Source organism: Paenibacillus cisolokensis, from assembly GCF_018403665.1.
In the GTDB taxonomy this organism is placed as follows: Bacteria; Bacillota; Bacilli; order Paenibacillales; family Paenibacillaceae; genus Paenibacillus_AH; species Paenibacillus_AH cisolokensis.
The window spans coordinates 1-21,012 of record NZ_BOVJ01000074.1; the positions used below are offsets into that span (position 1 = coordinate 1).

The window sequence follows — 21,012 nt, forward strand, 5'->3', positions numbered from 1 at the left end:
TTTTTTATTGAATTCGACAAAATAAAACATATTGACATATCAATATTATAACAATAGTATATTATTTGTAAGCGGTTATATTGAGGTCGGAACGACGAGGAGATACGATGAACAAACCATCATGGGATACGGCTCAAGCTTTGAATGAACTGGCGGATGAGGTAAAGGACCGGCTGCGGGAACGTCCGCGGGCGGCCGACATGTTCGCCGCGTGCATCCGCAACACGCTGGAGACGACGATCCGGCGCATGCCGGACGGCACGACCTTCGTCATTACGGGCGACATTCCCGCGATGTGGCTCAGAGACTCAGCCGCGCAGGTCCGGCCGTTCCTGCTGCTGGCAGATCAAGACTGCGCTCTTTCCGACATGATCAAAGGGCTCGTCGAGCGGCAGTTTCGATACATACTGAACGATCCTTACGCGAACGCGTTCAACGAGTCGGCGAACGGCCGCGGCCATCAGTCGGACCTGACGGAGATGAGCCCGATAATCTGGGAGCGCAAATACGAGATCGACTCGCTCTGCTATCCGATTCAGTTAAGCTATCTGCTCTGGAAAAACGGCGGCCGCACCGATCAGTTCAATGAAACGTTCGCCGCCGGCGTCCGGGAGATTCTGGCACTTTGGAAGCGCGAACAGCGTCACGAATCCGCTTCTCCCTACCGGTTCCAGCGGATGAATTGCCCGCCTACGGATACGCTGCCGCGCGCCGGCAAAGGGGCGCCTGTCGCCTACACCGGCATGACCTGGTCCGGCTTCCGGCCGAGCGACGACGCCTGCACGTACGGCTATCTTGTGCCGTCGAACATGTTCGCGGTTGTCGCGCTGCGCTATGTGCGGGAAATTGCGCGGGACGTGCTGGGCGATAGCGGTCTGGCCGGCGAAGCCGAAGCGCTGGAGCGCGAAATCGACAAAGGAATCGCGCAATACGGCAAAATCATTCATCCCGAGTTCGGCGAGATGTATGCGTACGAGACGGACGGGTTCGGCCATCATGTCCTGATGGACGACGCGAATGTGCCGAGCCTGCTGTCGGTTCCGTATCTCGGCTATTGTCCGGCCGACGATCCGGTCTATGTCCGTACGCGCCGCTTCGTCCTGAGCGAGGCGAATCCTTATTTCTACAAGGGGGAAGCCGCGGAAGGGATCGGCAGCCCGCATACGCCGAAGGACTATATCTGGCATATCGCGCTGGCCGTTCAAGGGCTGACCGCATCGTCGCAAGCGGAAAAGGAGCGGCTGCTCGACGTCATGACGGAGACCGACGCCGGAAAGGGCATGATGCACGAAGGCTTCCACAAGGACGATCCCGGCCGGTATACGCGCGAATGGTTCTCCTGGGCGAATATGATGTTTTGCGAGCTTGTGCTCGATGTATGCGGAATGCGCGTGAAGAAGTAGCGGCGTGAGGCGCCGGACGACAGCGGCATCATGAAGCGAAATGGGCGATAGGGGGAACGGTATGGCGCAGCCATTGACGGCGGCAACGTGGGAAGCGAGAGCGGAGCTGGCGCAGCGCGGGCTGGAGACGCGATTCTGGAACGAAAACATCGAGATGTACAATATCGCGACGCCTTGTCCGGACGGAAGCTGCAATACGATTTTTCATTATTGGTGGATGGCGCATGCCGTGGAGACGGTGACGGACGGATGGGAGCGAACGGGCGATCCGTTCTACAAGGAACGGCTGTCCCGCCTGTACCGGGGAATTCTCGCCCGCAACGGCGGCGTCTGGCCGAACAGGATGTACGACGACATGGAATGGATGGCGATCGCCTGGCTTCGCGCTTACCGGGCGACGGGCGAGGAGGAATACAAGCGGGCGGCGCTTACGCTCTGGGAAGACATCAAGACCGGCTGGAACGGTCATATGGGCGGAGGAATCGCCTGGCAGAAGACGCAGCTGGATTACAAGAATACGCCGGCCAACGCGCCGGCCGCCATTCTGGCCGCCCGCCTGTTCGAGGCGTTCGGCCGCGAAGAAGACCTCGTCTGGGCGCACAACATTTACGATTGGCAGCTGCGGACGCTTGTCGATCCGGCCACCGGCTTCGTCTGGGACGGCGTCAACCGGACCGGGGACGGGTCGATCGACAAGGATTGGAAATTTACCTACTGCCAAGGCGTCGTCATCGGCGCGGCGCTGGAGTTGTTCCGCTTGACGGGCGAGCGGCGTTATTTGACCGATGCCGGCCGCACCTGGCAGGCGGCGGTCGCGGAGCTTACCGCTCCCGGCACCGGCCTGCTGCCGCCGGAAGGGGGCGGCGACGGCGGACTGTTCAAAGGGATATTCGTCCGCTACGCCGGCCGGCTGGCCGGCGCATGGGACGACGGGCGCGCAGTCGCCGAAGTGCTGCTGGCCAACGCCCGGATATTGTGGGAGCGCGGCCGTACGGGCGACGATGCGCTGTTCGGCGAACGGTGGGACCGTCCGCCCGCCGCCGTCGTCCCCCTCAGTACGCAGCTTAGCGGCACGATCCTTCTGGAAACGGCGGCTGCGCTCGCGAAGTCGGGTTATGCAGACGATCATACGGAACGTTGAAGAGAAGGGAGGTCCGGTATGAAGACGAATGCCAAGCTGCTCGGTTTGACCGTTCTGACCGTATCCTTGGTGCTGCTTGCCGTCAGCCAGAGCGTGACCGCCACACCGAACAAACGGCACAACACGGAGCGGGCGCAAGCCGCTTACGAGGCGCTGCAGCAATATTTTTACGAAGCGGAACGGAAGTTGTACGGCGAAACGTATCCGCATAAAGGCGGCAACCGGTATTCCTATGTATGGCCGTTCGCTTCCGCGATGCAGGCGACGGTAGCGCTTGCGCGCATTCCGGAAGTCGGGGAGCGTTACGCGCAGGATGTGCAGGATCGGCTTGACGGGCTTGCGGCTTATTGGAACGGGAGCAAGTCGCCGCCCGGCTACGATTCGTATGTCCGTCCGCCGCTCGGCGGCGGCGGAGATCTGTTCTATGACGATAACGAATGGCTTGCGATCGAGTTGATCAAAGCGTATCGGCTCACCGGCAACGAAGAAGCGCTGGAGCGGGCCAAGGAGCTGTTTGCGCTGTTTGTGCACGGCTGGGATGCGGACGAATCGCATCCTTGTCCCGGCGGCGTATTCTGGACGCAGGCTCCCTGGAGCCAGGACCGGAATACGGTGTCGAACGCGCCGGCGGCGGAAGTCGGGCTGTATCTCTACGAGATGACGAACGATTCCTACTATTTGGACTGGGCAAAGAAAATGTACGACTGGGTGAACGGCTGCCTGCTGGCGCCGAACGGACTGTATTGGGATCATATCAAATTGAGCGGCGAAATCAACAAGACGCACTGGACCTATAACCAGGGGACGATGATCGGCGCCAGCGTGCTGCTGTATCGGGCGACAGGCGATCAGGCCTACCTGGACCGGGCGGCGGGCATCGCCGAAGCGGCGCTGAACTATTACGGAAAATCCAGAATCTACGCCCAACCGATCGTATTCAACTCCATTTTCTTTGAAAACCTTCTGCTTCTCGAAGATGCGCGGCCGAATCCGAAATATCGGAAATATATACAGGATTACGCGGATGAAATATGGACCACGATTCGCGACCCGCAGACCGGTCTGCTCGTATTCGACGCGAACCGGTCGACCGAGCTGCTCGAACAGTCGGCGTTCGCCGCGATCTATGCCAATCTGGCGGGATACAAGCGAAACGGACGGAACTGACAAAGCGGCCGGGCCGGCTGCCGACCGGCCGGTCCTGTCCAGATCACGCGAGTTAGCGCGGTCCCTTCCTCCCGACGGAACCGCATAACCAAATAAAAAAATATTGAGAGGGGAACAAGATGCGAAACGGAAGAACGGGAACATGGCTGCTTGTCGTCGTCATGCTGTTATCGATTGTTGCAACCGCTTGCAAAAGCGGCGACGGCGGTTCGGCCGGCACAGGCGGCGAGACCGAACCGAATGTCGCGGAGAATACGGAAAGCCCGGGAAGCGAGGGAGAGACCGGCACGGAGCCGGAAGGCCAACAGCCTGCGGACGACGGCGCGCCGCCGGTGCAGGATCTGGGAGGCTATACGTTCGTCGTGGCGGACAACAATCCGAACCGCTGGTTTCCGGAGGAGGGGAGCTCGGATCTGGCCAACGCGATTATCGACCGCGTGAAATGGGTGGAAGAAACGTACAACGTCAGAATCGAGGTCCGAAAACATTCCGAGGACGAGCTGAGCGCGGCCGTGCTGGCCGGCGACAAGTACGCGGACGTCATCGTGACGCCGACCTGGGAGCTCGGCAGGCATATTAACGGCAAGCGGCTCCTCGACCTGAATACGATTCCGAATCTGGACATGAGCAAGGATTACTGGAAGGAATACAACACCTCCAACCTGCTTACCTACGACAACCGCACCTATGGCGCGGCGGCGCCGTTCGCCAACCAGAACGACGAAGTGTGGGTCATCGTGTTCAACAAACGGATTTTGAACGAGCTCGGGCTTGAGAACCCGTACGAATTGGTGAAAAACAAGCAATGGACGTTCGAGAAAATGCTGGAGATGGAGAAAGCCGCCAAGCGCGACCTGAACGGCGACGGCGTCATGGACAGCAACGACCGCTACGGGCTGGCGACCGGACACGACTGGGATATCGCGGTGGCGCTTTATCTCGCGTCCGGCAACAAAATCATCGATATCGCGCCGGACGGCAAAATGACCTATGCGGTCAATTCGCCGAAAGCGTACGAAACGCTCGACACGATCAAGCAGATGACGAAACGCGGCGATACGTTCTTCCCGAAGAACGACGGCGAAGACATGGACGCTTACGTCAAGGCGTTCGTGGAAGGCAAGGCGCTGTTCCTCGCTTATTCGAGAGGAAGAGGCGTCATCGATCCGATCTACCAGATGGAGGACGATTTCGGCTTCGTTCCGCTGCCGATGGGCAACAATACGGACGATTACCTGTCCTGGGTCAGCCACGACGCGCCTTCGATCGCGGTGCCCGTTACGAACAAGGAGCTTGACAAGACGGGGCTCATATTGGAAGCGCTGGCATGGAAGGCGAAGGACGAGGAGAAGATCCGTCTGGATGAAATCGCCTTCACCCAACTGCGTGACGACGAATCGCTGGAAATCCTGCAGCAGCTGAAAAACTACGGCGTTTCCGATATGGCCTTTATCGGCCAGCAAATGCAGGGCAACGTGCACAGCGGTCTGGCTCTGATCCCGTCGGTCGGCTTCTACGAGCAGGACCTGGAACCGGCTTCCAAGGTGGCGGAAATTGAAGAAGCGGTCAACATCGGTCTCGAGGAGCTGGCGCTCCGGCTGAAAGGCGAATATGTGGAGCCGGAGAAGCCTGCCGAGGAAGGCAAGGAAGAGGAGAAGGCAGAGAAGGCGGAGTAAGCAATGTCAGCCTGCGGCCGGGGCCGGGGGCCGATCCGGAAGCGGATCGGTTCCGGCCGTCCGGCCTTCTGGCGGCAATGCCGTTCATGCCGGAAATTTGCAGTTTGTTCAAATGGAGGAAACGATCATGACGGTGCGGGCTTTGGTCGCCGGAAGCGGATGGATCAGGACGATGGCGTGCGCAGTCGGGCTTTGTCTCGTTTTGACATTGTCGGGATGGGCGGCTGCGGCGCATGCAGCCGAAGACGAGGACGCGATCAAGCTTCCGGGCTACCGGGACTATTTGGAGCGGCACGCCGGCAAGACGGCCGGCAAGGCGGACATCGTCATCGAGGCGGACCGGTATGCGCATGCCGATGCGGAGACGAAAGTCGTCGACGGCTTCGAAGGGATGGAAGGCCGTTCGCTCGTGACCGGCGACAGCGGATACGCCGAATGGGAAGTCGATGTGCCGGAGAGCGGCATGTACAATATCGAAGTGCTGTACTATCCGATCGAGGGCAAAGGCAACACGATCGAACGGATGATCTATATCGACGGGGAAATCCCGTTCCACGAAGCGCGGTATGTCAATCTGTCGCGCATCTGGAAGGACGAGACGGAGATCGGCCGGGACAGCGAAGGGAACGACATCCGGCCGAAGCAGGCGGAAGCGCCGCGGTGGCGGACCGTGCTGCTGCATGATTCGCTCGGCTATTACAACGAGCCGCTCCGGTTCTACCTGGAGGCGGGCCGCCGCACCATCGGCTTCGAATCGGTGCGGGAGCCGGTCGTGCTGCGCTCGATCCGCATCTATAAAGCGGAAGAGCCTCCCGCCTACGATGACGTGCTGGCCGAATACGAGAAGCGGGGCTACAAGGAAGCGGATGCGGCGCCGATCAAAATCCAGGCGCAGCAGCCTTACGAGAAATCGGACAATACGCTGTACGCGCTGGCGGACCGTTCGTCGCCCATCACCGAGCCCCAGCATCCTTCCAAGCTGCGGCTCAACGCCATCGGCGGCGACAAATGGAAAATGCCCGGGCAATGGGTGACGTACCGGTTTACGGTCGAGAAGGACGGACTGTACAAAATCGCCGCCAGGTTCAAGCAAAATTTGCTGGCCGGCATGTATGTCAACCGCAAAATTTTGATCGACGGCAAAGTGCCGTTCAAGGAAGCGGAAGCGGTCAAGTTCAATTACGGCAGCGGCTGGCAGGTGGAGGCGTTCGGGGACGGGGAGCGCGATTTCGTCTTCTATCTGGAAGCCGGCGAGCACGAGCTGACGATGGAAGTGACGATCGGCGATCTGGCCGACATGTTGAACCGGGTGGACGAGAGTCTGTACGAATTGAACGCCGCCTACCGAAAAATTTTGATGATTACCGGCACCGAGCCGGATCTGTACCGCGACTACAGCTTCGAGAAGCTGATTCCGGACGCGCTCCGCACGATGGCCGAGCATTCGGCCGTCCTGAAGCAGGTATCCGCCGATATGGAAGCGCTCGTCGGCCAGAAGGGCGAAAAGATGGTGCTGCTCGACAAAATTACGTTCCAGCTCGACCAGATGGTGAAAGATCCCGACGCCAACGTCGCCAAAACGTTCGGGCCGTTCAAGGAAAACGTCGGCGCGCTCGGCACGTGGATTTTGACCGTCGGGGAGCAGCCGCTCACGCTCGATTACATCAGCGTCATGCCGGTTTCGGCGAAGCTGCCGAAGGCGGAGGCATCGTTTCTCCGCACGCTGCTTCACGAAATCGTCGCGTTCTTCCTGTCGTTCTTCTCCGATTACGATATGGGCGACGGCGGCGGCAAGCGCGAGGGAGAGCTGGAAGTATGGATCAACTCCGGCCGGGATCAGGCGCAGATCATCCGCGAAATGATCAATGACAGCTTCACCCCGGAGACGGGCATCCGCGTCAAGCTGAAGCTGATTCCGGAAGACGCGCTGCTTCCTTCCGTGCTGGCGGGCATCGGTCCGGACGTGGCGATGGGCAGCCCCGTCGGCGACCCGATTCAGTACGCCCTGCGCCACGCCGTCGTGCCCCTCGAAGATATGCCCGGCTTCCGGGACGTCGCGGAACGGTTCCATCCGAGCGCCATGGTGCCTTTCGAGTTCGAGGGCCGCGTCTTTGCGCTGCCGGAGACGCAGTCGTTTCCGATGCTGTTCTACCGCAAGGACATTTTGCACGATTTGGGGCTTGCCGTTCCGCAGACATGGGACGAATTTTACCGGCTCATCCCCGAAATCCAGAAGCGGAACATGCAGATCGGCTTTCCGGCCGACATCACGGGTCTGCAAATCTTTTTGTACCAGAACGGGGGCGAGCTGTACGATACGGAGCGCAGCCGGACGACGCTCGATGACGATTTGACGATCGCCGCGTTCCAGCGGCAGGCCGAGCTGTTCACGACGTACAAGTTTCCGCGGGATTACGACTTCGCCAACCGGTTCCGCACCGGGGAGATGCCGATCGGCATCGCCGATTATACGATTTACAACCAGCTGACCGCTTTCGCGCCGGAAATCCGGGGGCTGTGGGAATTTACGCCGCTGCCCGGCACGGTGGCGGAAGACGGGAGCCTGAACCGGGCGACGCCGTCCTCCGGCACGGCCGTTATGATGCTCAAGGACGCGAAGGACAAGGAAGCGGCCTGGCGTTACATGGAATGGTGGACCCGCGCGGAAACCCAGTCCCGGTTCGGCACGGAGATGGAATCGATCCTGGGCAAAGCGGCGAAGCAGGCGACGGCCAATATGGAGGCGCTGTTCAATATGCCCTGGACGAAGAACGAAGCCGACAAGCTGACGGAGCAGTGGAAGTATGCGACCGGCACGCCGGAAGTGCCCGGCGGGTACTACGTGAGCCGCAGCATCAGCTTCGCCTCGGCAACGGCCTACAACAACGGCGACGCGGAAGCGCTGCTCGATTACGTGAAGGATGCCAATGACGAAATTACACGCAAAAGACGGGAATTCAAGCTGGAATGATCCGGCCTTGGCGGGCGCGGGAAGATGCAGGGGGGACGCGGTCTCATGAATAAAGAGTTGGCGATGGCGGGAGATTTGACGGCAAAACCGGGGAATCCGATCGGAAGACGGCTTGCGGACGCGTGGAAATCGGTCCGGAAAAACAAGGTATCCTATCTGTTTGCGGCTCCCTACATGCTTTTGTTTTTCACGTTTACGGCTTTGCCGGTCATCGTCTCCCTGATTCTAGGTTTCTACTCCTTCAATTTGCTGGAAACCCCCGTGTTCGTCGGCATGGAGAACTATATCCGGCTGTTCCTCGGCGACGATATTTTCATCAAGGCGATCGGCAACACGTTTCTGATCGCGGTGCTGGTCGGTCCGATCGGGTATTTGATGTGCCTCTTGTTCGCCTGGCTGATCAACGAGCTGCCGGTGTCGCTCAGGACGACGCTTACGCTCATTTTTTACGCGCCGTCCATATCGGGCAACATTTATCTGGTATGGGGCATCTTTTTCAACAAGACGCCTACGGCTACGCGAACGCGCTGCTGCTGAAGTACAACTTCATCTCGTCGCCGATTTTGTGGTTCGAGAATCCGAAATATATGCTCGGGCTCGTCGTCGTCGTGGCGCTCTGGACCAGCGTCGGCACGAGCTTCCTCTCCTTCATCGCCGGTCTGCAGGGGATCGACCGGTCGCTGTACGAGGCCGCGGCGATGGACGGGGTGCGCAACCGCTGGCAGGAGCTGTGGTACGTCACGCTGCCGTCGATGAAGCCCCAGCTCATGTTCGGCGCGGTCATGAGCATTACCGGCTCGTTCGGCGCGGGGGCGATCGTCACGGCGCTGTGCGGCATGCCGAGCACCGGCTATGCGGCCCATACGATCGTCAACCATCTGGAGGATTACGGCGCCATCCGCTACGAAATGGGCTACGCCTCTGCCATCGCCACCGTCTTGTTCATGATCATGATCGGCACGAACAAGCTGGTGCAGAAGCTGCTGGCCAAGGTAGGTGAATAACGTGATCCAGGTGAAGCTGACCCGCAGCAAAAGCGGCATCCGGCGCTCCTATTTCGTCGACTTCGGCATCTACCTGTTTCTGTTTCTGTTCGGCCTGTTTATGATGCTGCCGATGGTGTATGCCGTCTCGAACGCGTTCAAGCCGCTGGAGGAGATCTGGTTTTTCCCTCCCCGGTTTCTCGTTAACAACCCGACGATGCAAAACTTCCGGGATTTGTTCATGATTATGAGCGATTCCTGGGTGCCGTTCAGCCGGTACGTCTTCAATACCGTGTGGATTACGGCGGCCGGCACCGCGGGCCACGTCGTGCTCGCTTCCCTGTGCGCCTATGTGCTGTCCAAGCACAAGTTTCCGGGCAAAGGGCTGATGTTCTCGATGGTGGTGCTGTCGCTCATGTTCAGCGGAGCGGTCACCCAGATTCCGAATTTCATGATCATCGCCAAGCTGGGATGGGTCGACACGTACAGCGCGATCATCGTGCCGGCGTTCGCCTCGTCGCTCGGGCTGTATCTGATGAAGCAGTTCATGGACCAGATGATCCCGGACGCGGTGCTGGAATCGGCCCGCATGGACGGCGCCAGCGAATGGCGGATTTTCTGGACTATCGCCATGCCGATGGTGAAGCCGGCCTGGCTGACGCTGATCATCTTCTCGATCCAGGGGCTGTGGGGGACGGGCGCGAACCATTTCATCCAGAGCGAGGAATTGAAGACGCTCAATTACGCCTTGTCGCAAATATTGGCCGGCGGCATCGCGCGGACGGGCACCGGTTCGGCGGCGGCGGTGCTGATGATGATCGTGCCGATCATCGTCTTCATCATCTCGCAATCCAAAATTATCGAAACGATGTCCGCGTCCGGCATGAAAGAGTAGCGGAGAGGAGGATCAGCATGGTCGGAAAAAATGGCCCATCGTCGTCGCCGCCATCCTGACGCTTCTCGGCACCGGGTACGGCTCCGCCTTCGGCATGGTCCCATACGAGACCTATGTGTACGACTACGAAGGGGAATATGCCGTATCGCCCGACGCCTATGTGCCGGACCGGGTGCTGGACGCCCGCGACATGGGAATCGATAGCGGGAATTTGCAGCAGCCGGCGGATCTGGTCGCCGGCGAAGACGGCGACATCTATATTGCGGACACCGGCAACAACCGGATCGTCGTGCTGGACGGCAGGTTCCGGCTGAGACGGGAAATCGCCCGGTTCGTCCGCGCGGACACCGGCGAGACCGACGGCTTCAACAGCCCGGCCGGCCTGTTCTTCTCCGGCGAAGGGCTGTTGTATGTCGCGGATTCGAAAAATGCCCGCATCGTCGTCCTGCGTCCGGACGGCGAGCTGGTGCGCATTCTGGAAGCGCCGGATTCGGACGTGCTGCCCGCCGGGTTCGTCTACGAGCCGACGGCGCTCGGCGTCGATCCGGCCGGACGGATCTATGTCATCTCGAAAAGCACCAACATGGGCGTCATCGCCCTGAACGCCGACGGGCAGTTCGACGGCTTCGTCGGGGCGGAGAAGGTCGCGCCGAAGGTGCTCGACCTGTTCTGGCGGCTCATTACGACGAAGGAGCAGAAGCTGCGTTCGGCCAAGAACGTCCCGACCGAATACAACAACATCACGATCGACGAGATCGGTTTCGCTTACGTGACGAGCAGCGCCATCGACGCCCGCAATCAGTACAACGCGCTGCGGAACCGGGACAAGTCGAGCCAGTATGCGCCGGTCAAGCGGCTCAACAATATGGGCGTCGACGTGCTGAAGCGGGAAGGCGCGTTCCCGCCGGCGGGAGACCTTGTCTCCTCCGGCCGGGTATCCCGCTTTATCGACGTGGCGCTTGCGGGACACGGCATCTACAGCACGCTCGATTCGACCCGGCAAAAAATATTCACGTACGACGAAGACGGCAACCTGCTCTACGTATTCGGCGGGTACGGCAGCCAGAAGGGCGTATTCCGCAGCGCCTCGGCGCTCGCATACCGGGGCGGCAGCCTGCTCGTGCTCGACCGGGACACCGCCAAATTGACCGTCTTCCGCCGCACCGAATACGGGGACAACATCGCCGAGGCGATCCGGCTCCGCAAGGAGCGCAAATATAACGAGTCGATCGAAGCCTGGCGGAAGGTGCTGAAGCAAAATCCGAATTTCGAAATGGCTTACGCCGGGGTGGCCCAGTCCAACATGCGCCAGGGGGAATACCGCGAGGCGATGAAGCATTACAAGCTGGCGAGCGACTGGGAGAACTATTTCAAGGCGTTCGCCGAATACCGCAAGGAGGTCGTCGGCCGCATCATTCTGCTTATCCCGTTTGCCGCCGTGCTGGCGATCTGGCTTGTGGTCCGCTTCTTCCGGTACGCGGCCCGGGTGAATGCGTCCGGCTGGCGCAAATCGGGGCGGAGAACGCTGTGGGAGGAATTGCTGTACGCCTTCCATGTGATGGTTCACCCGTTCGACGGGTTCTGGGATTTGAAGCATGAGCGGCGCGGCAGCGTCCGCGCGGCGGTGCTGATCGTGCTGGCGGTAATGGGAGCGGACATCTTCCGGACGCTGGCCGGCGGGTACGTGCTGAATCCGACAGATTGGCGCGCCGTCGAATTGGCCGACACGGTCCTGACGGTGCTTGTTCCGTTCGTGCTGTGGTGCTGCGCCAACTGGGGGCTGACGACGCTCATGGACGGGGAAGGAAGCCTGAAAGATATTTTCGTCGCCTCCGCCTATTCGCTCATGCCGATCGTCGTCATTTCTGTGCCCGCGACCGTGTTCAGCAACGCGCTCGTCCAGCAGGAGGCGCAATTTCTCGCCTTCTTCTCGGCGCTTGCCTACGGATGGGCGCTCTTGCTCATCTTCGTCGGGGTTATGGTGACGAACGATTACACCCCGTTCAAAATTTGTACACCTCCGTCATATCGGTGGTCGGCATGGGATTTATCGCCTTTTTGTCGGTATTGTTCATGAACATTATGCAAAGAATGAACGCCTTTATTACGACCGTGATTCAGGAGATTACATTTCGTCTGTAGGCGGGCCGGTAAAATTAAAAGATTACCTTCCGTCTATAGACGGACAACGCTTGGTAAATGGAGGTCGGCTGCATGAGAGCCAGAGCGGCAATCGCAATGCTGCTTCTAGTCGGAGCGGCCATAGTCGGAGCGGCCATAGCCGTCCCGGGAATCGGCCGGATGCCGGCTGCGAAGGCGGAGGAAACGGCGGAGCCTGCGGCCGAAACGGCGAAGCCGGCGGACGCAACGGAGCGGGCGGAGGTGCCCATGCAGAAGGCGGTCCCCGGCGCCGGCTTGACGCAAGCGGCCGAGAACGAATATCTCGTCCTGTATTTCGACAACGATTCGGGCGGCATTGCCGTGAAGGACAAGGCGACCGGGGCCGTCTTCCGCTCCAATCCGCCGGACGCGCTCGAGGACCCGAAAGCGAGCGACGAGACGAAGCAGGAGCTGATGTCGCAGGTGTCGCTCGTCTACCATGTGAACGGCAAGGAAGGCGACGCCGCGATGAACAGCTATGCGCAGGCGATGAAGGCCGAACAGATCGAGTGGGGCAAGCTGGAGCGGGGAATGCGCATCCGGCTGACGATGGGACGCGAGGAGCAGCGGATGCTGCTGCCCCGGCAAATGACGGCGGCCAGCTTCGAGCGGGACATTCTGGAGCGGATCGGGGACGAGCGGCGCAAGCGGCAGACGCAGGCGTTCTATATCCGCTATTCCCGCGACGATCTGAAGGGGGCAAACGGCAAGGAGCTGCTCGCCAAGTATCCGATCCTGGAGCAGGAAGACATCTACGTGCTGAAATCGTCGGTGACGGACCGGGATAAGCGGGTGCTGGAATCGTATGTGAAAGAGACGGGATACACGTACGAGATGATGGAGGAAGAGTACGCCAAAATCGGCTACGAAGGCGACGACGCCGTCTTCCCCTTTTTCAAAATGACGATCGATTACGAGCTGGACGGACGGGCGCTGGCGGTGTCGCTGAACGCCGGGGAGATCGAATACGACAGGGAGACGTTCAGCCTCGTCAGCCTTTCCCTGCTGAATTATTTCGGCGCGGGCCGCACGGGAGAAGACGGGTATATTCTGCTGCCGGACGGCTCGGGCACGCTGATCCGGTTCAACAACGACGGCCGGAAGACGACGCTGCTCACGGCCGGGAAGCTGTACGGGCCCGACTACGGGCTGGCGCAAAATCCGCGGGGCAGCATCAGGCAGGAATTCCGGGCGCCGGTGTTCGGCATCAAGCGGGGCGATTCCGCGCTTCTGGCCGTCATCGAGGAAGGGGCCGCGGCGGCCGAAATCAACGGCGTCATGGGCGATATCAACCATTCCTGGAATACGGCTTACGCCACCTTCACGATCCGGAACAAAGACTGGTTCATCGCCGAGAACGCCTTCGAGCAGGCACCCTGGATTTTGTACGAGAAGAACGCGTTCGAAGGCCGCATCGCCATGCGTTACTTTTTCCTGGCCGAAGAGGAGGCCGACTATGTCGGCATGGCCAAGACGTACCGCCAGTACCTGGTCGATGCCGGCGCGCTGCGGCCGGTCGAAGCGGGCGAAGGGACGCCGTTCTATCTCGACACGATCGGCGCCGTCGATACGATGGTCCGCAAGCTGGGCCTTCCCGTCAACAGCAAGGCCGCGGTCACTTCTTTCGCGGAAGCCGGCCGCATGATCGAGCGGCTGACGGAGCTCGGTGTCCGCCATATCAAGCTCCGCTATACGGGCTGGTACAACGGCGGCTACGATCATACCGCCCCGTACAAGCTCAAGGTCGAGCGGTCGCTCGGCGGGGAGAGGGGGCTGCGCAGGCTGGCGGAGCTTGCGGAAAGCGTCGGCGCGCAGCTGTTCCCGGATGCGGACTTCGTCTATGTGTCGGAGAACCGGGCGTTCGACGGTTTTTCCCCGAAGCGGGACGCCATCCGCAACCTGTTCCAGAAGACCGCGTACCGCGTGCGGTTGAACCCGGCATCGCTGGAATACGAAGGCTACGAATGGGTGATCGATCCGGGCAAAATGCCGGACTATTTCCGCCGCTTCTCGGCGGCGTACGACGGCCTGGGGCTGGATGCGATTTCGCTGTCCACGCTCGGCGAAGGACTGCACGCCAATTACAAAAACAACAACCGGGTCAACCGCCCGCAAGCGGAGCGGTTTGCGGCGAGCGTGCTGGCCGCCGCTGCGGAGAAGTACGGCTCCGTCATGGCCGATTACGGCAACGCCTATATTTACCCGTACGCGGATCATATTCTCCGGCTGCCGGATACGGACAGCTCGTACGCGATCGCCGACGAACAGGTGCCGTTTCTTCAGATCGCCCTGAGCGGCTACGTGAGGTATGCCGGAGAACCGCTCAATTTGGCGAGCGAGCTGCGCCCGGCCGTGCTGCGGGCGATCGAATACGGCAGCGGCGTCTACTTCAAGCTGAACGGCGGCGACGGAAGCCTGCTCAAGGACGCGAAGCTGTCCGCCGAATTTCAGGGCTCGCCGTTTGACGATTGGGCCGAGACGGCGGCGGACGTCTATGCGGAAATCGCCGGGGCGCTGGGCGAAGCGCGGGGCCGGACGATCGAGAACCATGAACGGCTGGCGGAAGGCGTATACCGGACGACGTTCGGGAACGGCCGGGCGGTCATCGTCAATTACAGCGACCAGGCGTACCTGGCCGACGGAATCCGGGTAGAACCGCTCGATTACGCCGTCGTCGGGCCCTAGCCCCTGCAAGGAGGATCATCGGTATGAGGAAACGGTTTGCGGCCTTCAAATGGAACGGATGGTCAAGGTTGACCGTGACGCAGAAGCGCGACCTGTACGGCTGGATCTTCGTCAGCCCGTTCGTGCTCGGTTTTCTGCTGCTGTTCGTCGGCATTTTCATCGACTCGTTCCGGTTCAGCTTCATGGAAGTGAATGTGCTGCCGCAAGGCGGGTATACGGAGAAAGGGGTCGGCCTCGAAAATTACCGTCAAGTGCTGCGGGTCGATCCCGTATTCAACCGCCAGCTGTTCGACGCGGTGCGCAACATGCTGTTCGATATTCCGATTCTCGTCATGTACAGCCTGTTTATCGCCGTGCTGCTCAATCAAAAGATGAGGGGGCGCGCGGTGCTCCGGGCGATTTTCTTCGTTCCGGTCATTCTGGCGACCGGCATCATCGACAAGGCGGACATGAGCAACTCGATCATGAACGCCTATCAGAGCATTCCGGCGCTCGACACGGGAACGGCGATAATGGAGGAGTCTTCGAACGGGCTGCTCTCGAATTTGCAGATCAAAAATATATGCTGCAAATGTTCGATTTCAGCCCCGCGCTGGTCGACATTACGGTGGGGGCCGCGGAGAACATTTATGCCGTCATTAACCATTCGGGCGTGCAGATTCTCATCTTCCTCGCCGGCTTGCAGGCGATCTCCACGTCGATTTACGAATCGGCGCGCATCGAAGGCTGCTCGGGCTGGGAATGCTTCTGGAAAATTACGTTTCCGCTCATCAGCCCGCTCATTTTCGTCAATATCATTTATTCGGTCGTCGATTCGTTCACAGGCGGCGGCAATCAGGTCATGAACAGCATCACGTCGGCGATGAAGATGGGCCGGTACGGAACGGCTTCGGCGATGGCCTGGGTCTACTTCCTCGTGGCGGCCGTATTTTTGCTTGTGATCGGCTTCGTGGCCAGCCGATTCGTATTTTACCAGAACAGGGAGTGATAGTTTCATGCGCGCGCTGCAGACAGGCAGAACGATGCTGCCCGGTAGAAGGTTGACCCTGTCCGAGAAACTCCGGCACAAATATTTGACCTTGCGTTATGCGAACGGCTTGTTCTGGACTGTGATCCGCTATTTGCTGCTGATCGGTCTGGCGTTTCTGATCGTCTATCCGCTGCTTGTCAAGCTGGCCAACAGCTTTATGAGCGCCCAGGATCTGATCGACGGCACGGTCCGGTTTATTCCGCGGAATTTTACGCTGTTCAACTACAGGACGGTCATCGAGCACACCGATTTTTTCAAGAGCATGACGAATACGCTCGGCATCGCTTTGATGTGCGGCGTCCTGCAAATGATCGTATGCACGATGATCGGCTACGGCCTTGCGCGCTTCCGCTTCCGGGGCAGGGGGCTCGTTTTTGCCGTCGTCGTGCTGACAATTCTGATCCCGCCGCAGACGTACATGATTTCGCTGTATATGAAATTCAGCTTTTTCGATTTGTTCGGCCTGATCTCGGCCGCTTTCGGCGGAACCGTCCGGCTGACCGACTCGCTCTGGCCAATGGCCATTTTGTCCTTGACCGGCTTCGGCTTCAAGAACGGACTTTACATTCTCATTATGCGGCAGTACTTTAAGGGGATTCCGAAGGAACTGGAAGAGGCCGCCTATGTGGACGGCTCGGGGCTGTTCCGCACGTTCGGCGCGATTATCGTGCCGCTGGCGTTCACGATGATGATGACCGTTCTGCTGTTCTCGTTCGCCTGGCAATGGACGGACAGCTTCTACTCCACCATGTTTTACAGCCAGATCAAGCTGTTGTCCAATGCGCTGCTCGTCGGCTTCGAAGGCTTGATGCTGGACGGCGCCACCGTCGGGCTGAAAGTGGGGCAGCCGCTTACCGCGACGCTGACGAACACGATGTCGCTCATGATCATCGCGCCGTTGATCCTATTGTATCTGTTCGCGCAGCGCTATCTCGTCGAAGGGATCGAGCACAGCGGCATCGTCGGCTGAGCGGGGCGGCTCAATTCTTACTTTTCAGGTTAAAGGGCGGGTTCGAAGCGGTCAACCGGTACATCGGCATCCTGGAGCGATTCTCGCATTTGACGAATGTGGCGGATGCGAAATCGCTGGTTATCCATCCGGCCAGCACGCAACCGTGAAGTTTCGGTCCGGACTTGCGGAGCACTGGGCGTCAAAAAATTGCAAAAGTGCATCAATTTCCTTGAAATCCGTCGAAAAATCAAAAATTCCTGCGATTGTGCAGGAATTTTTTCGTTTTTGCGCGAATTGCCCGTTTCGCTCCCCCGAAAGATGTACTTTCGCAGCAATTTCGCTGAAACAGTGAAAGTGAGGGTAAAAAAGTTGTACTTTTGCATTTTTTGCCCGGTGTCAGCGGTGTCGGTGTCAGCGGTGTCGGTGTCAGCGGTGTCGGTGTCAGCGGTGTCAGCGGTATCGGCGTCATCCGCACCATGGATGGATAGGAGCGTCGGAGTGTCGGACCGAACGAGCGCGGAACGAACGGTGCCCTGACGGGCAGCCGGTCGTTCCGTCGCGGCTGCGAACCGGTTCGGAGGAACGGGCAGTCCGAAATGTTCGTTCAAGGTGCTGTCGGCGTGGTCGGCGAGTCGGGCTAAACCTCGTTTATTTCAACGAAAGCTCGAATCTGGCGCCTGCGTCGCCGGCGAATACAATGACGCCGTCCTTCGGCAGCACGACCTTGTTATTGCCGGTGATCGTGGAAAACTCGATTACTGCGCCGTTGCCGTCGTATACGACAAACGCGCCGTTCTTCGGCAGCTTCACCGTCAACGTCTTGCCGGCGGCTTTATCGGGCACCGTATACCATTTGGCGTAACCGTTCGCCTGGATTGTCGCGGCCGATTTCTTGCCGGCGTAAAGCGGCTTCACCGCTTTCTCGTGAACGAAGATGCTGCCTCCGGCTTCGACATATTCGGTTCCGCCCTGCTTCGCAAAGCTGAATTCCATAATGTCCCGGCCGCTCATGCCCGGAATTTGCACATTGGAGGCTGCGGAATCCGGGCCGGTCAATTGCCGGTCGGCCCAATATCCGGGCAGGCCGCCGGTCAGATCGATCGGAAGGATGGGCGCCTGCAAATACGCAGCCGACGTATATTTTTCGTTTACCACATAATATTTGCTGCCGTCGCGCTGCTTCCATGCGGCCGCCGTCCGTGCCGGAACGTCGTGGGGCTCGAGCTTCTCGGCGGCGTAATACGACAGCGCCGTCTGCCCCAGACCCGGAATCGTGGCGTACGACCGGACCCAGATGTACGTGCGGCCGTTCTTTTCGGTAACGAATTCGACTTTCGTACTGCCGTCCTCGCTCATGAAGGAACCGTCCGCCGTATAGAAGTATTTCTCCGCGGGATAGTCCGGCAACTGAATGATGGAAAGCGACAGTTCGCCGTCCTCGGAAAGATCGGCCCGGATCGATTGGCTCGTGGCCGCGTATACGCCCGCGTAAGCCCGCATTTCCTCCGGCATATCCGCTTTAACGGGCTCGCCGTAAGATTTCTCCGGCTTGATGGCATCGATTATTCCTTTTTCCTTCAAGGCATTAAGCAGCATGTCGTTGGCCAGCAATTGGTTGAGCGTGCTGGAGCCGCCCGAAGAGAGAACGGCGGCGGCCATATTATGCTCGGGCAGGACGACGAGCGCGGCATGGTACAGCAGCGTGTCGCCGCCTTTGGCCAGCGCCTTGATGCCGTAATCGCCGAACGGGAACAGGTTCACGCTGTCCCAGCCGAGCCCGTAGCCGATCGAGTTGTCGGCTTCTTCGGGCCACAGCCCTTTCTTGTATTCCTCTTGCTCCATCGCGCTCACCGCCGCGTCCGACAGAATGCCTTCGACCTGCCCGGTGAAAATTTGCGAGAACCGGACCAGATCTTCGGCCGTCGAATATACGCCGCCCGTTCCGATGACGTTCACCGATTCGTTCGGAAGCTGGCCTTTGATCGTCGGGGAATACAGGCCCGCCATCCCGGACGGGTCCGGATTGTCGAGCGGCGTCGCCGTACGGGACATGCCGAGCGGCTCCGTGAAATGTTCGCGGATAAAGGTGGTGTAGTCGGTGCCGCTCACTCTCTCCACCAAAATTTCGGCCAGCGTGAAGCCGTCGTTGCAGTAGACCGAGAAGGCTCCGGGATCGGCCTTCAACGTCTGGCCTTTCAATTGCTCCAGCAGCGTGTCATGGGCGTACGTGTCGTTGTCCTCGAACAAAAAGGCGTTCGCCAGCGTCGAACCGCGCAGACCGGAAGAATGGTTGAGCAGCATGCGCGGCGTAATCTGCTTGTACCTCTCGTCCTTCATCGTAAACTCGGGAATGTACTGGACGACCGGCTTGTCCAGATCGACCTTGCCTTCGTCCGCCAGCTTCATGACGGCTGCCGTCACGAACATTTTGCCGGTGGAGCCGATGCCGTACATCGTTTCCGCGGTCAGCGGGATTTTCCCTTCCTCATCATTTCGCCCGGATTGGCCGGACACGACGATGTTACCCTGATCGATAAGTGCATATTGAACGCTTGTCGTGCCGTACGTCTCCGTCAGCAGCGCGGCTTTCTCCGCCGCGGCCTTGCGCGTATTCTCGTAATCCTTTCCGGCGTTTTGGCCGGTTGCCGCCATCGCCCCCGTCGGCATAAGCAGTGTCAGCGCGAGCGAAGCGGCCACAATCCATGAACGTTTTTGCCCATGATTTTCCTCCTTTACGTTTTACTATGTATGACGTTTGTGCGCTCCAAAGTGTTCAAAAATATGTATTTCTTTAAAAAGTTTTTATATTGCGTTTTCTTCTATAAGCGAATGAAAGACCGATAAAAGTAGAGAGGGATCGGTTTTGGTTACAATAAGCGATACAAAACGGGGAGGAACGACGATGAGCGAAGAAGCGAACGCTGCCGGATGGGATGCCATTGAAAGGGCCATGTCGAAGATTTACGGCGATCAGGAGCCGAAGCACTACGGGACGCTTATTCCCTATATGCTGGGAGGCCGGGACCCGCTCGACGGCATTAGCGCATACAAGGCGGAACGGCCTTATCCGCATTGGCATTTTGTTACGTTCGGGTTTTCGGAGCTGTACGATAAGGAATCGGATGATCCCGAACGCAGCGGCTACGGATTCGAACTGACCTTTCGGCTTGCGCGCGGGGAAGCGGAGGAAGAACCGCCGGCCTGGGCGATGAACCTGCTGCAAAATATGGGGAGATACGTGTTCAAAAGCGGCAACGTCTTCCGAAACGGCGATTACCTGGATGCCAACGGCCCGATCTGCCTTGGGGCCGATACGAAGCTGACGGCGCTGGCCTTTGTCCGGGATCCCGAGCTTCCGGCATTGGACACGCCGAACGGGCAGGTCGAGTTTCTGCAAATGGTCGGCATTACAGGCTGCGAGCTCGAAGCGATGCAGACGTGGAATACGCTCGGCATGCTGAATGTTTGCGAGGAGCATATGCCGAATTACATCACGGATCTGTCGCGGGATTCCTTCATGCGGGTGCCTGCGGTCGCCGAAGCGGTGCAAAGGGGGATGGAACGGGACGGATCGAGCACCGGTTTTTTATATGTCGATCAATTGGGCTGGGAGCCGGCCAAGAGGCGTCTGCTGGGCAAGACCCCGGCTGCGCTCAGGCTGGGCGCCAAGCAGGCCGGAATCGTCGGCAAGCTGCTGGCGGGACGCATTTTGAAAGGAAAGTCTCTTTCGATGACAGGTCCGGATGTTCGGGTCGTTTTTGAGCCGGGGGAGAAACCGGGCTTCGAACAAGGTCAGAACGAGGTTCGGATCAAGCTCGACGAGGCAAGCGCTACCGAACTGTCCCGGAAGCTGCAGCCGAAGGAAGGTGTGATCGAACTGTCCGATTTTAAAGGGATGGTCGTTCAAATCGTCAAAACCTATTAGATTTTGTATTTCTGCAGGTGCCCC

At 59.3% G+C, this 21,012-nt stretch carries 16 protein-coding genes; 13 read left to right on the top strand and 3 right to left on the bottom strand.

The window, feature by feature from the left end:
• The first annotated feature begins 107 nt into the window (after positions 1–107).
• The 10 genes from PACILC2_RS10930 to PACILC2_RS10970 all read left to right on the top strand — a co-directional run bounded on the left by PACILC2_RS10930 (position 108) and on the right by PACILC2_RS10970 (position 15,081).
• Entirely contained in the window at positions 108–1,403 is a 1,296-nt protein-coding gene (locus PACILC2_RS10930; protein WP_213528871.1) for a glycoside hydrolase family 125 protein, read from the top strand.
• Between the two features lie 61 nt (positions 1,404–1,464).
• A complete protein-coding gene (locus PACILC2_RS10935) occupies positions 1,465–2,544 on the top strand; it encodes a glycoside hydrolase family 76 protein (protein WP_213528872.1) in 1,080 nt (359 codons plus the stop codon).
• An 18-nt stretch (positions 2,545–2,562) separates the two neighbouring features.
• Entirely contained in the window at positions 2,563–3,711 is a 1,149-nt protein-coding gene (locus PACILC2_RS10940; RefSeq protein WP_213528873.1) for a glycoside hydrolase family 76 protein, read from the top strand.
• 119 nt (positions 3,712–3,830) lie between these two features.
• Positions 3,831–5,387, top strand: a complete 1,557-nt coding sequence (locus tag PACILC2_RS10945; protein ID WP_213528874.1) for an ABC transporter substrate-binding protein — start codon at positions 3,831–3,833, stop codon at positions 5,385–5,387.
• A gap of 112 nt (positions 5,388–5,499) precedes the next feature.
• Positions 5,500–8,358, top strand: a complete 2,859-nt coding sequence (locus tag PACILC2_RS10950; RefSeq protein ID WP_213528875.1) for an extracellular solute-binding protein — start codon at positions 5,500–5,502, stop codon at positions 8,356–8,358.
• Positions 8,359–8,403: 45 nt separating this feature from the next.
• The gene (locus PACILC2_RS26800) at positions 8,404–8,895 is read left to right on the top strand and encodes a carbohydrate ABC transporter permease (RefSeq protein ID WP_244863436.1); all 492 of its coding nucleotides are present in this window, start codon (positions 8,404–8,406) and stop codon (positions 8,893–8,895) included.
• Positions 8,841–9,362 (top strand): carbohydrate ABC transporter permease, encoded by a 522-nt coding sequence (locus PACILC2_RS26805; RefSeq protein WP_244863437.1) that lies wholly within the window; start codon positions 8,841–8,843, stop codon positions 9,360–9,362. Before PACILC2_RS26800 ends, PACILC2_RS26805 begins: the two co-directional genes overlap by 55 nt.
• A 1-nt stretch (position 9,363) precedes the next feature.
• Entirely contained in the window at positions 9,364–10,236 is an 873-nt protein-coding gene (locus tag PACILC2_RS10960; protein ID WP_372447110.1) for a carbohydrate ABC transporter permease, read from the top strand.
• 94 nt (positions 10,237–10,330) lie between these two features.
• Positions 10,331–12,313, top strand: coding sequence for a YIP1 family protein (locus PACILC2_RS10965; protein ID WP_213528876.1), 1,983 nt, complete (start codon positions 10,331–10,333; stop codon positions 12,311–12,313).
• 137 nt (positions 12,314–12,450) lie between these two features.
• A complete protein-coding gene (locus tag PACILC2_RS10970) occupies positions 12,451–15,081 on the top strand; it encodes a DUF5696 domain-containing protein (protein ID WP_213528877.1) in 2,631 nt (876 codons plus the stop codon).
• 62 nt (positions 15,082–15,143) lie between these two features.
• Here the strand turns inward: PACILC2_RS10970 and PACILC2_RS10975 are convergent, their stop codons facing one another.
• On the bottom strand, positions 15,144–15,449 hold the full coding sequence (locus PACILC2_RS10975; protein ID WP_213528878.1) for a hypothetical protein: 306 nt from the start codon (positions 15,447–15,449) through the stop codon (positions 15,144–15,146).
• Between the two features lie 203 nt (positions 15,450–15,652).
• Here PACILC2_RS10975 and PACILC2_RS10980 point away from each other — a divergent pair, with 203 nt between their 5' ends.
• Entirely contained in the window at positions 15,653–16,069 is a 417-nt protein-coding gene (locus PACILC2_RS10980; protein WP_244863440.1) for a carbohydrate ABC transporter permease, read from the top strand.
• Between the two features lie 7 nt (positions 16,070–16,076).
• Positions 16,077–17,081 (top strand): carbohydrate ABC transporter permease, encoded by a 1,005-nt coding sequence (locus tag PACILC2_RS10985; protein ID WP_062491213.1) that lies wholly within the window; start codon positions 16,077–16,079, stop codon positions 17,079–17,081.
• A 29-nt stretch (positions 17,082–17,110) separates the two neighbouring features.
• Here PACILC2_RS10985 and PACILC2_RS10990 read toward each other — a convergent pair whose 3' ends face one another.
• Both PACILC2_RS10990 and PACILC2_RS10995 read right to left on the bottom strand, forming a co-directional pair.
• Positions 17,111–17,671 (bottom strand): hypothetical protein, encoded by a 561-nt coding sequence (locus PACILC2_RS10990; RefSeq protein ID WP_213528880.1) that lies wholly within the window; start codon positions 17,669–17,671, stop codon positions 17,111–17,113.
• 40 nt (positions 17,672–17,711) lie between these two features.
• A complete protein-coding gene (locus tag PACILC2_RS10995) occupies positions 17,712–19,730 on the bottom strand; it encodes a serine hydrolase (RefSeq protein WP_213528887.1) in 2,019 nt (672 codons plus the stop codon).
• Between the two features lie 235 nt (positions 19,731–19,965).
• Here PACILC2_RS10995 and PACILC2_RS11000 point away from each other — a divergent pair, with 235 nt between their 5' ends.
• Positions 19,966–20,988, top strand: coding sequence for a suppressor of fused domain protein (locus PACILC2_RS11000; protein WP_213528881.1), 1,023 nt, complete (start codon positions 19,966–19,968; stop codon positions 20,986–20,988).
• Positions 20,989–21,012: the final 24 nt, after the last annotated feature.